This window comes from Calothrix sp. CBUCES-K 9914 (assembly GCF_059640475.1).
This window is the reverse complement of the sequence record NZ_JBXXZH010000067.1, coordinates 1-16,179: the sequence shown is the minus strand read 5'-3', so window position 1 is coordinate 16,179 and position 16,179 is coordinate 1. Positions and strand designations below refer to the sequence as shown.

Sequence of the window (16,179 nt, the reverse complement as noted above, 5' to 3'; positions counted from 1 at the left end):
AGTCTATTCGACACGGGAGCTTTCACTTTTTCAGAAACCCGGTTTCTCTTTATAATTTTTTTTTGTTTATTAAAAATAAAATTGTATAAATTTAATCTATATTTAGTTACATTCAGAGCTACAATCATTAAAATTGCAAGAAATTGTAATTATAACTACAAAAAATATTACAACCACCAATAAATACAGTGTTTCCAGCCTCAATATTCAAACTGGACAGCGGTTTAACATTAATACATCAACAAATACCCACAACACCCGTAGTTGTGGCAGATGTATGGGTGAGTGCAGGTAGTGTTTCGGAACCAAAATCTTGGTTTGGAATGGCACATTTTCTAGAGCATATGATATTTAAAGGTACAGCAAAACTACCTGCTGGGGTTTTTGATAACAATATTGAAAATCAAGGTGGAGTAAGTAATGCAGCGACAAGTTATGACTACGCGCACTATTCAATCACATCTGCTGCTAGTTATTTAGACTCCTCTTTACCACAGCTAGCAGAAATGCTGTTAAATGCGGCAATTCCTGACGACGAGTTAGAGCGAGAGCGTGATGTTGTATTAGAAGAAATTCGTTCTTATCAGGATGACCCGGACTGGGTGGGATACCAGCATTTAATTCAAAGTATTTACCAACAGCATCCTTATGGACGTTCAATTTTGGGTAGCGAAAGTGATGTTGAGCAGCATTCAAGTTCGTCCATGCGCTGTTTTCACCGTACTCATTACCGTCCAGAAAACATGACTGTTGTTGTTGTCGGTGGGATTGCGTCAGAACCTGTTTTGGAATTAGTCAAAAAGACTTTTAAATCTGACCATCAACCTGAAACTTTCTTCAACCATAATACTAATTCTAATTCTGTTCGCTCCAAACATTTTGAACCATTTATCGCAGGTATTCGGCGCCAAGAAATTAATTTACCACGTCTTGAAACCGCGCGTTTAATGATGGGATGGACGGCGCCTGGAGTAGAGGATTTAACGACAGCGTGCGGATTAGACTTATTATCAGTATTGTTAGCAGAAGGTAGAACTTCTCGCTTAGTGAGAGACTTACGGGAGGAACAGCAATTAGTACGGTTTATTTGCTGTAATTTTTCCCTGCAAAAAGAATCAAGTTTATTTACAATTACAGCTTGGTTGGAACCAGAATTTTTAGAACAAGTCGAGACAGCAATCAAAGTACATTTACAAGATATTATTACCAATGGTATCACCGAGCAGGAACTCAGACGCGCTCAAAGGTTACTGTGTAACGATTTTGCTTTTTCAACCGAAACACCTAATCAAATCGCTGGACTTTACGGTTACTACAATACAATTGCTAAAGCCGAACTAGCAGTTACTTACCCGAACCAGATATCATCGTTCAATACGCAAGAACTGCAAAAATTAGCGCAAGAATATCTTTCGCCAAATCAATACGCGGTAACTACGCTCAAACCATGCTCAAATCATTAATTGCTAATTAAAAAATGACAACGCCACAACCATCTCATGTCCATCGTACTGTATTAAGTAATGGCATTGTAGTTTTAGTTACAGAAAATCCAGTAGCGGATATTATTGCCGCGCGTTTATTTATGCGCGCGGGGAGTTATTGTGAGCAGCGTTCAAAAGCGGGGTTGACGCATTTGCTTTCAGCAGTAATGACGAAAGGATGTGATGGCAGATCGAGCATGGAAATTGCTGAAGCTGTAGAATCGGTAGGAGCTTCGTTAAGTGCTGATAGCACTACCGATTATTTTTTAGTATCGCTAAAAACTGTAACGGCAGATTTTCCAGAGATTTTAGCGTTAGCGGGTAAAATGATTCAATTTCCGACTTTTCCAGAACTTGAAGTGGAACTCGAACAACGACTAGCGCTTCAAGACATTCGCTCACAAAAAGAGCAACCTTTTAGTGTTGCATTTGAGCAACTGCGTCATCTTATGTACCAAAATCATCCCTACGCGATGTCGGGGTTAGGGGATGAAACGACGATGAGCAGTTTAACGCGCGAAGATTTAGTCGAGTTTCATAAAGCCTATTTTCGACCTGACAACTTAGTTATTAGTATTGCAGGACGTATAACGAATGAAAGTGCTGTTACATTAGTCGAAGAAATTTTTGGTGATTGGCAACCAACGAGTCCAAAAGTTGCTTCAATAAATTTACCAGATATTGACCTTGCCCCTCAACAGGTTTTTGCACACCAAAACACACAGCAATCAATTTTAATGCTGGGTTACTTGACGCCATCGGTACATTCTTCTGACTATGCTGCACTCAAATTATTATCTACATATTTAGGTAACGGACTATCGAGCCGTTTATTCGTTGAGTTGCGGGAAAAACGCGGTTTAGCTTACGAAGTATCCGCACTATACCCCACCCGATTATTTCCCGCAGCATTTGTTGTCTACATGGGAACCGCACTAGAAAATACTAAAACAGCACTTACTGAACTCAAAAACGAAGTTGATTTGCTCCGAACTATAGAACTAGAACCGGATGCGCTTCAATCTGCAAAAAACAAGATTCTAGGACAGTACGCGCTTGGTAAACAAACGAACGCTCAACTCGCACAAGTTTATGGTTGGTACGAAACATTAGGACTTGGAATTGAGTTCGACCAAAACTTTCAAGACCTGATAACAGCAGTCACCAGAGAGAGCGCAATGGCAGCAGCGTGTAATTATTTACGGGAACCTTACATATCCCTAGTCGGTCAACAAGAAGCGATTGACAACGTTTTAAATAAGTAGAAAGTGCTGAGTGCTGAGTGCTGAGAAACGAAGTTATCAGTTAGGAGTTAGGAGCTAGGAGTTAGGTGTATTACTCAGCACTCAGCACTCATTACTCAGCACTCAGCACTCAGCACTCATTACTCAGCACTCAGCACTCATTACTCAGCACTTGGTAATTGTAGTATTAGTATAGGGACTCCGGGGGCAAATTCCATGAAAGACAGAAATGGGGTAAGTATTTTTAATTACCTACTATCGCTCATCTCATCTAGCTTCTTTAACAAAAAGAACTTTTACCGTTTGCTATTGTGTTCTTCTGTACCCTTACTATTTGGCTCTCCATCTGTAGCTTCTGTAACAGAGCAGCAAATAGCTCAAGTCACAACTGTAGGAACCATAAACCGTCCAAGTCTTAAAGTTGGTAGTCAAGGAGACGCAGTTAGTGAACTCCAAGCTGCTTTAAAGCTAATGGGATATTATAACGGCGCCGTTGATGGTACGTATGGTCAAACAACAGCAGCAGCAGTTACCGAATTCAAAAAATCAGCAGGTTTGGCGCCAGATGGTATTGTTGACGCAGCAACGTGGCAAGAGTTATTCCCTGGACAAAACACAACCGCGAATAATGCAACAGAAGAAACATCGTCAGCATCAAATACAAACTCAACTAGGAGCAAGTTTCCTACACCGAATCAAAACGCTGCTAGTTTGCCTAAACCAGTAGTTGTATCCAACCAAGAATCTACTACCACTACTACAACTAGAAGAAATACTGGCAACGCACAACAGCTAGAAACAGTTCGCACAGCCTCAACAACACGTACCACAAATACTAATAACTCACGTAATAATACTTCACAGCAAACCACGCGCGTACAACAATCAACATCCACAACTAGTACAAATAATAATCGTGGACGCAATACGGCAACTAACACAACAAATCGTACCAGTGTAAATAATACAAACAGTACAAATAATCGTAGACGCGACGTAGCAACGGGAGCATCAAATAACACAAGCAACCGTACACGTACCAGGACTTCAACATCAACATCAACGTACCGGACTCGGCAAAGTGACGCGAATTTGCAAAAGCCTGGTATTCAATATACAGCAGCCGGATTTCCAATTTTGCGTTTAGGAATGCGCGGAGAGGAAGTTTATGATTTGCAAACCAGACTACAGCGACAAGGATATCTCAAAAACGGCCCAGATGGTGATTTTGGCGCCGATACCGAAACAGCAGTCAAAGCATTACAGCAGCGTTTTGGTTTACAACCAGATGGTGTTGCAGGTGGTGAAACATGGGAAATTTTAACGGGCAGGCGCCGCACTAGTCGCTCAGAGTCATAAAATATATTGCTTAAATATTGCTTAAAATATCTCGTAGGACAGGCAAGATGCCTATCCTACTAGACTTGGTTTAAGCAACTCTTAGTCCCATGAGGTTTTTTATGAAGCACTTTTTATTAACTTTGTTTGGGTCAGCTATTGCCCTACTTATAACCGCTCATATTGTTCCTGGCTTTTTTGTTAAAAATTTTGCTGCTGCTCTTGTTGCTGCCCTAGTTATTGGGATAGTAAACGCTTTTATCCGTCCTATCTTAGGTTTTTTTGCTTTTCCAATTACTCTGATAACTTTTGGACTATTTACATTTGTTCTGAATGCAGTCTCGCTATTAATCGCTAGTGCCTTAACTCCTAGTTATGGTTTTATAATTCGGGGCTTTATACCAGCACTTTTAGGTTCTATTGTACTATCTATTGTTTCCACTATTATTAATTATCTTTTGAGAGGGGTTGAGTAAGCTGGCAACGGATACAACGGATGTAACGGATGTAACGGATGGTTATTGGTTACAAACAAAGACTTGTTGTACAAAATAAATTATCCGTTACATCCGTTTATCATTCGTTGCCAAACTTACCGCTAATGTAACGGCGCCTTTTAAACCTTGAACTGAGCATATAATTTGTTTAGGTATAAATAAGGTTTTTGTATTGGTGGCAAGAATTGCGGCAGCTTCAGCGACACTTAGAGTCTGGACTTTATTTGCGACAATTTGTGATGGGTTAGGTACAGTTACATTTTGTAATTCTTCAGCGGTAAAAAAGACTAAAGGCAAATTATGTAAAGCGCAAAACTGAGTTATACCAGGTTCCAATGCTTTGGTATTAATGGTGGCAACTCCTGCGATGGTCTTAATAAGCAGGTTGTTTTCTTGGAACACATGCTTTATTGCTGCTGAGATAAATTCGCATGAAGTCCCACGTTGACAACCAATACCAACCCATAGATAGCTTTTAATATTTATCACTTTCTCTGAAACCAGTTCATAACTTTTCGGCGCCATAAAACTGGGCTATCATCTGGACGATATTTTGTATCAAGCATTGAAAGTAATAGGGGCAACCCACCAACTTTGGCACTCATTAATAAATGCATCGAGAGCGCTAATACTATAACAATCCAGGCGATTAAATGTATATAGTAAGCAATGTGGTTGAACTCACCTAGTGGTAGCCAATTTTCATCTTGAAATTTGCCAGAAATTACCGAAAATACAGCCGCTACTAGCATCAAGGTATTTGTGACTTGTTGTAGTGCATACCACCATGCAGGTTTTCCAACACTACCCAGTTGCTTTAACGTTGAAGTTTGTATTAAGCGCTTTCTACCAGCTTTCCAACAGTAAATCAAAAATATTGGTAATGCTATATACGAGATCAAAAATCCGAATGTACCGTGAATATCGATTAAATCGCGATTCCTTTTCGTTATTCCTAAACCGCCAAACCTGCCATCCCAACTATCGTATACTAAAAATCCTGTAATTATGGCGCCGATAATTAGTAATACATTGGCGCCATGTAACAGTCGTAGTAAAAAAGGTTGATATGGTTTGGAACGAGTCATAGAGTTAAGATTTTATTTTTTACCTTATTTTTTGCCTTTGAGTACGTCTGCTGCGGAAATGCCATCACCTTGTGTACCAAAGTACCATAAAGCAGCAGCAGCTTCCGTGCGGGTTACGGTTCTTTTTGGCTGAAACAGTGTAGTAAAACCGAATACACGTCTAATATTAGACTGTTCACCGTTTTGAAAGTCAGCTAACACTGCTCGCAACGCTTTTGAGTCGATTTTCCCTGCATCCTGAAATCCCCAAGTTTGCTTTACAGCTTCTAAATTTGCCGCAGGTAAGGCGGTGCGTGTATCAAGCGGTATTTTCCATAAAATTAACTGCTCGCGCGTTAACGGTGCGTCTGGACGGAATAATACTTCAGTAGAATCACCAGATAAAGGACTGGGGATTATACCAGCCTCTGCTAGTCCTTGAATGACGGGAAAATCAGGATTGGTTTTAGAAACATCGCTAAATGCAGGTTGTGCGTTTTCTGTAGCTGCACGAATTTGTTTTGCTGGGTTGCTACTATACATCGCATTATTTGCAGCAACTAACCAACGCGCGTATTCACGCCGAGTAATCACCTTACCTGGTTCAAATAAAGTATTATTGTTAGCTTTAGCTTGATTATTAGAACTATTATTAGAGCTAATTGTCAAAACACCCAGCGCTCCCAAGTCTTGAATATAACTTTGTAACTGTTGGGGAGCTTTATTAATATCACTGAACTGTGACGAGTTGGTTTGTGCGACTGCGGGTGTATTAGTTGCGGTTACTACTGGGGTATTAATAGGCGCCGCAACATTATTATCAGGCAAGACTGGACCAATAAAATCTGAACTTCCAGGTTGGGGTGTATTGCTGGCAACTTCTGGTGTTTTTGTATTTTGAGGTGTGGAAGTAGAACTCGCAAAAGCTGTACCGCTTGGTGAGTATTCAATTCGTAACTCTGTGGATGTTTGAGGTTGATTTGGTGCTGCACTCGTAACAGACTTGGGTTGAATTGTCACTCTAACTAAAAGATTATTTTGTTTAGCTTCAAACGTTCCCCCTGTATCATCGCTTGGTTTCTGGACAATTTGCCAGTTATTGGAAGAAAATTGACTACGGTAAAAGCTCGCAATAAAATTACTAGGGTCAACACTTAACCAACGTCCTTGGGATTGACCCTCGGCGCCTGGTATTACTTCTTGTAACTGAGCATTCGGATATATTGGTATATTTTTGGGAAAATCTGCTGGTAACTGAAATGTTGGCTGTGGTTGTGGTGTAGTTTGAGTTGGGTTGGTGCCAAAAACAGCAGGATTATTTTTCAATCTAGAATCTGCTGCCAATGACTGTTCCCAGTTTTTGGCAGCAGGACTATTCGCGCAGGCAGTTAGAGTTAATAAAGCTGCCCAACCTAAAAACACAACCGAACGTTTGCAGTAATGCACAGAAAGTAAGTATTTATAATTCCATTATTCCTACACTAACGCATTTAGATTTTCCCGATATAGGGACATGAATGGATTTTGGATTTTAGATTTTGGATTAAAAACCTAACTCAGCACTCAGCACTCAGCACTCAGCACTCTTACAACTCCCAACAAAAATGTCGTAATAATGCAAAACTTACCAATTTACTTGGTACGGAGGCACCTTTGATGACTTTTGGTCGTAAGAAACGTCCGGAAATTAGACGGGCAATACCTTTTAATCTAGCTTGTAAACGAACCCATAGAAAGGTTAATACACTTTTAGAAGTTGCATAAGGTGGAACAAATGCTAACTTGCCGTATAAAACATCCGCACGATGGGTTTTACTTAGTTTGTTTTGATGGTGTTCCGGATTTGGGGCGCCGCCATGTTCTCCATAATTACGCCAGGGAATATAATTCTTAAAGCTACGCGCGCGCAAATAGTTATCTAATGTTGAATCCCAACTTGAATAATTTGAGCTTCCGTACTTTTGTGTAATTTCTTCACTCAGTCCAAGTAAGCTTTCAGCAGCGTTGGGAGTCACAATATAAGCTACCGTTGAAACCGAAAACCCTTCTGCATACCCTTCTGGTAAAATACTATATACTTGTGATGCACAAGTATATAGCCAACTGACACCGACATCAGACTGACTTGGATTAAATGGCAGTGGCAATTTAGCAAAGCTAATCACAGGCACGAAATCTGCTTCAATAATTAAAGTTGGCAATTGCTCTTTCTGGGCAATTCTCCACGCACGCTCATGATTCATTAAACAAAGATAGCTACGCGAGTAATCTTTATATTCAGGCTTAAATTCTTGTCTGAGAACCTGACAGTCAAAACCTTCGGCAGTAAAAAATTCTTCTAGTAGAGAAGTTGATTCTTTACACGCAACAATTAAGACTTTGCGAATATTGTGTACGAGTTGATTTGTGTTTTTGTTGTTATCCATAGATTATCAGTGGTTGAAATTACTTAAATTATTAATGCGCCTTGATATATTGATTAAGATTTAAAACATCTAGATACTTAGATGCAGCTTCTGAATAAGTAAATTGATTTAGCCAGTTTGAATCAACAGTTTTGAAATTTCCTGATAAAACTTCTAAAATAGATTTTGCCATCGCTTGATAATTACCGACGGGTACTAACGACCCATACTTACCACCAGCTAAAATTTCCGCAGGACCACTTGGACAGTCAGTAGAAACAACAGGAGTACCAACAGCTAAAGCTTCAACGATAACGTTACCAAAACCCTCCCAAGCTGACGAGAGCGCAAATACACTAGCGCGCGCCATGTAAGCATGGGGATTTTCTTGAAATCCTAGCATCGCAACATCGTTTTCTACACCAAGTTCTTGAATCAGTTCATCTAAATGCTTCTTTTCGCTTCCAACTCCCAAAATCATCAAGCGCGCGGGTCTTTTAAAACGCACTTGGGCAAATGCACGAATAAGTGTAGGAAAATCTTTTTGCTCAATTAAGCGACCTACACCTAGAATAACTGGTGGTTCTCCTTGATTAAACCAAGGATGAGCTACTGGTTGTTGACTTTTTTCTATGATATCTGGAGCAATAACAGGGTTATAAATTACCTTGATTTGATTGCGAGGAACTTTGATAACTTGCGCTAAATCATCAGCAACTCCTTGAGAAACTGCAATAATATCTGATGCCCACCGATAAAATAACCGTGCTTTCAAAGGTGTCAACTGTGCTGTTAGTTGCGGCAGATTTTTGGCTTCTACCGAAAGCGTATTTTGTTCTGCAATGACAACTCGTGTTTTCACGCGCGCTGCTTTTTTGGCAAAAATTGCAATCTCACTTGGATAGTGGAGTGCTGATAGCATTGACAGTGGTTGTTCTAGCTTTAAATAATGTATCAGTTTGGGCACACTTGCCGCCAACTTCGGTGATTCTAAATCAATTATCCTTACTCTGGGTGCCACCTGCGATAAGTAAGGCCCTGACTTGTGCGCTAGTACTAAATCTACCTTCAAGCCATGTTCTGTAAAGCTATTCGCCAAATTGACCATAACTCGCTCGGTTCCACCACCGAAAAGGCAACGTAGGAAAATTGCAACATGGGTTCGATTTTTGAGCATACTGAGCATTTTTGCTTTAATGTCAAGCTTACACTCTTAAAGTGCCCATTAATTTCTGTAAAGTTACTATTTAAATTGTAAATTTTGAAAATAATTCCCATAAATTTGAACCACGTTAATATTTTACATGCGCTTCTAAATCTTCTATTTGTGGTGGACTGCCACGCTTGATTAGGCGCCAAAGTACGGTATAACTGCCATCAGAAGAGAATCGAACTGGACGAAACGCGATGATTGTATCGCTGCTCTGATATTCGAGTAATTCATCAATATTTATACGCTCTTGTGGTGTGAGTTGCTTTCCTGTTAGTACTGCTGAAGAAAGTTTATACTGAAATAAACGTACTAAATAAGTATTGTTCAGTTTGACTGGAATACTTGATAGCAATTTGGAACTCAACGGATGTTTTTCTGTTTGAAAGCGGCGCCGTTCTTGCTGTATTTTATCTAACTGTGGTGGTGGTTGGTAATTAAGAAAAGCGGTTGCAATTTCTGGGGTAACGGTTTTGAGTGTTGCATCCAGCTTTTCGAGCTTGTTATCTCCTAAATTTGCGATAAAGCTGTAATCTACTCCGGTAGGCAATATTTGAAAGCTATTTCCAACGATGGAAAGTGCTAAATTAGGATTAAAACCATTTTTTTCACCCAAAGATGGAAAAGGGTATCGCTCGATAACGGTTTTTGATAATCGATTTTGGAGCGTATTTAACGGACGATGATAAAATGAATGTGGTAGGACACGAAAAATACCCGTTTGAGGCAATGCCAAAAACTTAGAGTAGGTTTGCTTTTCTTTTGGGTCAAGGTCGTAAGCGAAACGGTCGAGTGCAATTGCTGTCTGTGTCGGATTGTGAAATGTCGTACTAACTCCAAATTCAGCTTGCGCTAGCTTAATATATTTTTCTGCGCTTTCTAACACTCTATAAGCTTCCTGGGGAATCATAACAGCACCTTGCATCGGTTGCGTATAATTTGCAAGGAGCTTTTTAGCTGGACGGACAATAATTTGTGGTGAAGAAGGAGGTAATAAGGGTTCAAATGTTGCAAAATTCTTTGCTTGAATGCCCAAATTAGGACGCTGTATCGGTGACATTGACAGTATTGGGTCAGATTGACGCTCCCCACTCACGAGAGGCAACTCGCTTACCAATGCTGACTCTCCCCGTCTCGATAAAATACGGTCGAGTAAAGGAGCAAGCTTTAATAACTCCTGACTTGATGTATACAACGGACACAAAATACTACTATCGCTGTTTTTGATTACTGGTGACTCGGCGAAACAAGTCGTTTTAAAATTAGGGTCTTGTAACTTTACAAAGCCTTCAACTGCTTTAGCTTGCACGAGTACTTGTCCACGTACTGCCCTGACTCGGTTTGGGTCTAGTACAGAAAGCGCTTTCTCAATGCGCGCGATTAAGTTTATTTGCTCCTGCACAAAACCTTTAGCCGTTGTATAAAAACTATCAACTGGGGTTGACGAAGCATTTTGAATCGTCGAAGATTGCGCTTTGTGTTGTACAGCTTCCGCGCGAATGCCTACCGATATTAAACAAAAGGGCGCAAAAACGCTTAAAAATATGTATCTCATCTCAAATTATGATTGGATAGTAGTATGAAAAATCTAAAATTGATATTAAATTTAGAAACAAGTTATAAAGAACAAACAGCAGAAACAGCGACAACTGCCTGTTAAATGGACTTTTTTCTAGCGTCGTCGGTTTGTTACCAGTGCGAAAACACAACTACATGCAAGCTTACCCGGACCAGCCGATTCATTCTGAGGCTCCACTCCAGTTGTTACTTTTTGTCGATGACCGTCCAAAGTCTCGGCAACAAATCCAGCAGGTAAAGTCATATCTTGATAAACTATACGAGTCGTATCAGTTTGAGCTTCAACTCGTGGACGTTGGGGAGCAACCTTATTTGGCAGAACATTTCAAATTGGTAGCAACACCAGCACTAATTAAAGTTCACCCAGAACCGAGGCAATCCATCGCGGGTAGTAATATCATTAATGAACTAAAAATCTGGTGGCCTCGTTGGCAAGCAGCAGCAGAAAGTTATATAAAATTAGAAACTGAATTAGAACCAGAAGATTACGAGGAAAACGGTAACGGTGCATTACCAAAATCCTCAATTACATCGCTAGCTATATCAACTGAACTGATTCAGCTTTCCGATGAGATTTTTCGTCTCAAGCAAGAAAAAGAGAAACTAACTGAACAACTTCAGTTTAAAGACCGAATAATTGGGATGTTAGCTCATGACCTTCGCAACCCTTTAACAGCAGCTTCGATTGCAATTGAGACTTTACAATCGAACTACAATTTTGAGAAAGGAGAGTTCGAGCGTTTAAAACCGGGCTTGACGGCAAAATTGTTCAAACAGGCACGTACTCAGGTTAAGACTATTGACCGTATGATTACTGACCTATTGCAAGTCGGTCGTGGTAATGACAGCGATTTTCGCATCCAGCCTCAAAAAATGGAACTTGGAAAACTATTTCAAGAAGTTGCTGATGAATTACGCGAACGTATTGTTACCAAATCACTCGTTGTTGAAAAAGACATCCCCAAAGATTTGCCTATTGTTTACGCTGACCCTGACCGCATTCGTCAAGTATTGATTAATTTACTTGATAACGCCATTAAATACACCCCTGAAAATGGTAAAATTATAGTCTCTGGGCTTCATCGCACTACCCAAAAGGTTCAATTTAGTGTTGGTGATTCAGGTCTAGGTATCCCTGAAGATAACCGTGAGCGCATCTTTGAAAACCGTTACCGCTTAGAGCGTGACGAAGACAAAGATGGATATGGTATTGGTTTGTGCCTATGCCAGCGAATTATCCGCGCGCACTACGGTCAAATTTGGGTTGATGTTTCTCCAATGGGTGGAGCATGGTTTCACCTAACACTGCCTGTTTATCCAAAATAATTCAGAATAATTATTAATAACTTCAGTATTACTTCGTAATTTCTTTATTTTTTTGTATCAAAGGTAATTACCGCTCTTTTATTACTCTCGTCTACTTCTTAAAGCTGAAATAATTTGAGTGTTCGCTTCCGGAAACTCAAACGTATCAAGTTCATCCAAATTAACCCAGCGTACTTCGTCACATTCAATAAGTTGAGGAGTTCCACTCAAATACTTACAATGGTGTACTGTCAGCGTTACTCTTAAGTGAGTATACGTATGACTAATAGATATTAAATGTTCACCAACTTCAATTTCTATACCTAATTCTTCTTTAATTTCTCTTTGAATGCATTCTACAACCGTTTCTTCCGGCTCTACCTTACCACCTGGAAACTCCCATAACCCTCCCATCATACCTTCGGGGCGCCGACGGTCGATTAATATCCTACCAGAAGCGTTCCAAATAACTGCAACACCAATAACTTTGTGTGGTGGAAATGTATTTTGATCCATTTTGGGCAATACTGTTATTGAAATAAGATTCCCGACTTCTTTAAGAAGTCGGGAATCTAGTAATCTAGTGAAAATCAAGTTAATTTTTCAATGATAACTTTTCAACCATACCATTAAGTGCAATTGTCCGTATTTAATCGGTCTTATTTATATTCAAAAATTTACGCTTCTGCTTGCTCTGTATCGGTTCCGTGTAATGCTACCTCGAAATGCATCCTTTGTTCTGCGTTCCGCAAAAAATAGCCACTCATCATCGCTGATGCTAATAACCGACCAAGATTTTCTCTACTAGTAGTAATACTTACATTAAAATGTTCCGAAGGTAAATTACCTAACAAGCCAACTATGTTACGCTCCATAACCTGAAAAACTTCGGGTGAAGATGGCTTTGACAACTGAGATAAAGCTTCAGGACTGAGCGACTTTACATATTGCCATAGCAAATTTGCACCTTCTGACTCGCTATCAAAAAATTCGGAAACTCGATTAGGTTGGTTACTCACTTTCTGCCTCCTATACTTTTACAGTTAGCTAAGATTTAATACAATTCTATGCTTTATGTAGCTTTTTTGCCCTAAACTTTAGACTACTGTTTTGTCTTGTTGCAAACTAATGTAACAAAATTAATATACCCTTGGCAGTCGGTGTAACCGTACAAAAAAAGTGTGTTATCTCTAAAAAGTGCTGAGTGCTTAGTAATGAGTGCTGAGAGCAATTCCTAACTCATAACTCAGCACTCAGCACTAATTTTTAGCTTGCTAAATACTCGTTAATGCTGATTTTTGATTTACGTAGCTTGGTTAAAGCTTCACGCTCAATCTGTCGCACTCTTTCACGACTAATATTGAGTATTTCACCAATCCGCGCGAGTGTCATTGATTGACCATCCGCTAAACCGTATCTCAACGAGATGACTTCACGCTGCTGAGTGGTTAAGCTTGACATCAAACGCTCTAAGTCGGTTGATAGCGAAGCTTGAACTACAAACTCTTCAGGTGTTGCATTCGTATCTTCCAACATCTCCCCTAACTCAGTGTCATGATTATCGCCTAGACGTAAATCGAGCGAAAGGGGTAAACGAGCTTTTTCTAAATATTCACGCACTTGCCTTGGTGTCAACTCAAGTTCTTCAGCTAACTCTCCTACACTAGGCGCCCGTCCCAACTGCTGAGATAGAGAACGCTGGGCTTTTTTTATTTTATTTAGTTTTTCTGTAATATGAATTGGTAGACGTATAGTACGACCTTTTTCAGCTATAGCACGAGTAATCGCTTGGCGTATCCACCAATAGGCATAAGTGGAGAAACGATAACCTTTGGAGGGGTCAAATTTCTCTACACCTCGCTGCATTCCAATACTACCTTCTTGAATTAAATCAAGTAGGTCTACATTACGCTTAATATATTTTTTCGCCACGGATACCACAAGTCGCAAATTGGCTTCTACCATTTTACGTTTGGCAAATTCGCCTTCTGCAATTGCAGTATTCAACTCTCTAATGTCAAGGTCTGTCGCTTTCGCCCACTCGTCTAATGTTGGTTCGTGCCCTAACTGAGCGGCAAGAGACTCCTTAACATCATACAAGCTAGTTACACGCTTAACTTGCTTGCCATAAAATATTTCTTCCTCGTGTGTTAAGAGTGGCACTTTGCCAATCTCACGCAGGTAAGTCCGCACGAGGTCTGTAGCTGTCTGAGCGGTCTTCATGGCGCTACTCTTTGGTAAATGTTTGCTTCATATAGTGGGCGGGGAGTGTAGATACCGATAGATGCTTTATAATTACGACTCCAAATTTTACTGGAGACCTAATATAGCAACCTCAGAACGTATACCGCTTCGGTCTACAGCGGTAAGTTTACAACTTTTATAGTTATTAATTCGAGTTAAGGTACTTTATTTTTGGCTTTGCTCACAATCATCTAAAGTTAGATTAAAAGTAACAAGCTAGTCAAATTTACTTTCTAAGCTTTTGTATTAACCATTGTAACATTTCTTAAAAGGTTTGGCTAGTCATTATTTCATTTCCTTGGGCTTTTTCCGCTATGTGTGGTATTGCTTGACACTTATAATACCCGAATTCCACTGATTTGATTAAATAAATTATTAATCCAATTCATCAAGAAATGTAAAGAATTTTTAAGAATTGCTAGGTAAAGTGCGTGGCGCCACTCGGTTATTGGTTTTGTTTTGTGGATTTTGGTGGCGCCACACACCCTACACGGTATATTCTTGAATGACTCGCACGTCTAGGTCGGAGGTTTGTAAGGAACGGATTGCGGCAGCTGTGGCTTTGGCGCCTGCTAGTGTAGTGATGATGGGAATTTTGTAAGTGAGTGCGGTGCGTCGGATAAGTCTGGCATCGTTTTGTGCTTCTCCTCCGGAGGGTGTGTTGATGACGATTTGAATTTGATGGTTTTTAACGGCATCAAGAACATTCGGGCGCCCTTCATGAAGTTTTAAGATTAGTTCAACGTTTAAGCCGTTGTCTTTAAGGATGTTTCGTGTTCCGTCAGTGGCTATGACTTTAAAGCCCATATCGATAAATTCTTTGACGATGGGTACTACTGCTGTTTTATCACGGTCGTTCATCGATACAAACACTGTTCCTGTTAAAGGTAATTGTTCGCCGGCGCCGAGTTCTGCTTTAGCATAAGCACGTCCAAAGTCGGCGTCAATCCCCATTACCTCACCTGTTGAGCGCATCTCTGGACCAAGTAAAGTATCAGTACCTGGGAATTTATTAAACGGTAATACGGCTTCTTTGACGGCAATGTGGGAAGGTATTACTTCTTCGGTGAAACCTAGTTCTTCCAAGGTTTTACCCGACATTATTAAAGATGCTAACTTTGCTAGTTGTACACCCGTTGCTTTGGAAACAAAAGGTACTGTTCGCGAAGCGCGCGGGTTGGCTTCTAAAATATAAACTTGAGGCGAATAACCAGAGGCGCCTGCAACTGCAAACTGAATATTCATTAACCCCACTACAGAAAGGGCTTTTGCTAGCTCTACTGTCCATGTACGAATTTGAGTCAGTACAGCCGGAGGAAGTGAAATTGATGGCAGCGCACAAGCTGAGTCTCCTGAGTGTATACCCGCTTGTTCTATATGCTCCATAATACCACCAATTACGACTCGCCCAGTATGGTCGGCAATTGCATCAACATCGACTTCGATGGCGTTTTCTAAGAACTTATCAATTAAAATTGGATGGTCTGGTTCAACTTGAACGGCAAAAGTCATGTAGCGCTCAAGTTCCATGTCGGAGTACACTATCTCCATCGCGCGTCCACCCAAAACATAGCTAGGACGAACAACAACCGGATAGCCAATGCGTTTCGCAACAACCAAAGCGTCTTCGTAAGTCCGAGCAAGACCGTTTGCGGGTTGAGCAATATTAAGTTGCTTGAGAATTTTTTCAAACCTTTCCCGGTCTTCAGCAATATCTATCGAGTCGGGAGATGTGCCCCAAATTTGAGTGCTGAGTGCTGAGTGCTGAGTGCTGAGTGCTGAGTGCTGAGTGCTGAGTGCTGAGTGC

15 protein-coding genes are annotated in these 16,179 nt (G+C 40.4%); 5 read left to right on the top strand and 10 right to left on the bottom strand.

The window, feature by feature from the left end:
• Positions 1 to 188: 188 nt before the first annotated feature.
• The 4 genes from AC2JBO_RS16880 to AC2JBO_RS16865 all read left to right on the top strand — a co-directional run bounded on the left by AC2JBO_RS16880 (position 189) and on the right by AC2JBO_RS16865 (position 4,542).
• Complete coding sequence (locus AC2JBO_RS16880; protein ID WP_496954813.1) at positions 189 to 1,463, top strand: M16 family metallopeptidase; 1,275 nt, start codon at positions 189 to 191, stop codon at positions 1,461 to 1,463.
• Positions 1,464 to 1,477: 14 nt separating this feature from the next.
• Positions 1,478 to 2,749 (top strand): M16 family metallopeptidase, encoded by a 1,272-nt coding sequence (locus AC2JBO_RS16875; protein WP_496954812.1) that lies wholly within the window; start codon positions 1,478 to 1,480, stop codon positions 2,747 to 2,749.
• A gap of 195 nt (positions 2,750 to 2,944) precedes the next feature.
• Positions 2,945 to 4,087, top strand: a complete 1,143-nt coding sequence (locus tag AC2JBO_RS16870; protein ID WP_496954811.1) for a peptidoglycan-binding domain-containing protein — start codon at positions 2,945 to 2,947, stop codon at positions 4,085 to 4,087.
• Positions 4,088 to 4,188: 101 nt separating this feature from the next.
• Positions 4,189 to 4,542: a phage holin family protein gene (locus AC2JBO_RS16865; RefSeq protein WP_496954810.1), complete on the top strand. Its 354-nt coding sequence runs from the start codon at positions 4,189 to 4,191 to the stop codon at positions 4,540 to 4,542.
• A gap of 87 nt (positions 4,543 to 4,629) precedes the next feature.
• Here AC2JBO_RS16865 and AC2JBO_RS16860 read toward each other — a convergent pair whose 3' ends face one another.
• From AC2JBO_RS16860 to AC2JBO_RS16835, 6 genes are all read right to left on the bottom strand, one after another.
• Complete coding sequence (locus AC2JBO_RS16860; protein ID WP_496954809.1) at positions 4,630 to 5,088, bottom strand: cobalamin biosynthesis protein; 459 nt, start codon at positions 5,086 to 5,088, stop codon at positions 4,630 to 4,632.
• Positions 5,049 to 5,651: a cytochrome b/b6 domain-containing protein gene (locus AC2JBO_RS16855; protein ID WP_496954808.1), complete on the bottom strand. Its 603-nt coding sequence runs from the start codon at positions 5,649 to 5,651 to the stop codon at positions 5,049 to 5,051. Before AC2JBO_RS16855 ends, AC2JBO_RS16860 begins: the two co-directional genes overlap by 40 nt.
• A 24-nt stretch (positions 5,652 to 5,675) precedes the next feature.
• Positions 5,676 to 7,076: an S-layer homology domain-containing protein gene (locus tag AC2JBO_RS16850; protein ID WP_496954807.1), complete on the bottom strand. Its 1,401-nt coding sequence runs from the start codon at positions 7,074 to 7,076 to the stop codon at positions 5,676 to 5,678.
• Positions 7,077 to 7,216: 140 nt separating this feature from the next.
• Positions 7,217 to 8,056 carry an LPS biosynthesis glycosyltransferase gene (locus tag AC2JBO_RS16845; protein ID WP_496954806.1) on the bottom strand — a complete coding sequence of 280 codons (840 nt, stop codon included), beginning with the start codon at positions 8,054 to 8,056 and terminating at the stop codon, positions 7,217 to 7,219.
• Between the two features lie 31 nt (positions 8,057 to 8,087).
• A complete protein-coding gene (locus AC2JBO_RS16840; protein ID WP_496954805.1) occupies positions 8,088 to 9,212 on the bottom strand; it encodes a glycosyltransferase in 1,125 nt (374 codons plus the stop codon).
• A gap of 115 nt (positions 9,213 to 9,327) precedes the next feature.
• Positions 9,328 to 10,800: a hypothetical protein gene (locus tag AC2JBO_RS16835; protein ID WP_496954804.1), complete on the bottom strand. Its 1,473-nt coding sequence runs from the start codon at positions 10,798 to 10,800 to the stop codon at positions 9,328 to 9,330.
• Between the two features lie 140 nt (positions 10,801 to 10,940).
• Between AC2JBO_RS16835 and AC2JBO_RS16830 the strand changes: the two genes are divergently transcribed.
• Positions 10,941 to 12,149, top strand: a complete 1,209-nt coding sequence (locus AC2JBO_RS16830; protein ID WP_496954803.1) for a histidine kinase — start codon at positions 10,941 to 10,943, stop codon at positions 12,147 to 12,149.
• Between the two features lie 81 nt (positions 12,150 to 12,230).
• Here the strand turns inward: AC2JBO_RS16830 and mutT are convergent, their stop codons facing one another.
• The 4 genes from mutT to AC2JBO_RS16810 all read right to left on the bottom strand — a co-directional run.
• The gene (gene mutT, locus AC2JBO_RS16825) at positions 12,231 to 12,644 is read right to left on the bottom strand and encodes an 8-oxo-dGTP diphosphatase MutT (protein WP_496954802.1); all 414 of its coding nucleotides are present in this window, start codon (positions 12,642 to 12,644) and stop codon (positions 12,231 to 12,233) included.
• 161 nt (positions 12,645 to 12,805) lie between these two features.
• Positions 12,806 to 13,147 (bottom strand): DUF760 domain-containing protein, encoded by a 342-nt coding sequence (locus AC2JBO_RS16820; RefSeq protein ID WP_496954801.1) that lies wholly within the window; start codon positions 13,145 to 13,147, stop codon positions 12,806 to 12,808.
• A 247-nt stretch (positions 13,148 to 13,394) separates the two neighbouring features.
• Positions 13,395 to 14,351, bottom strand: coding sequence for an RNA polymerase sigma factor, RpoD/SigA family (locus tag AC2JBO_RS16815; RefSeq protein ID WP_496954800.1), 957 nt, complete (start codon positions 14,349 to 14,351; stop codon positions 13,395 to 13,397).
• A 507-nt stretch (positions 14,352 to 14,858) separates the two neighbouring features.
• Positions 14,859 to 16,179 (bottom strand): ATP-binding protein (locus tag AC2JBO_RS16810; protein ID WP_496954799.1); only part of this gene is annotated, 1,321 nt, incomplete at its 5' end.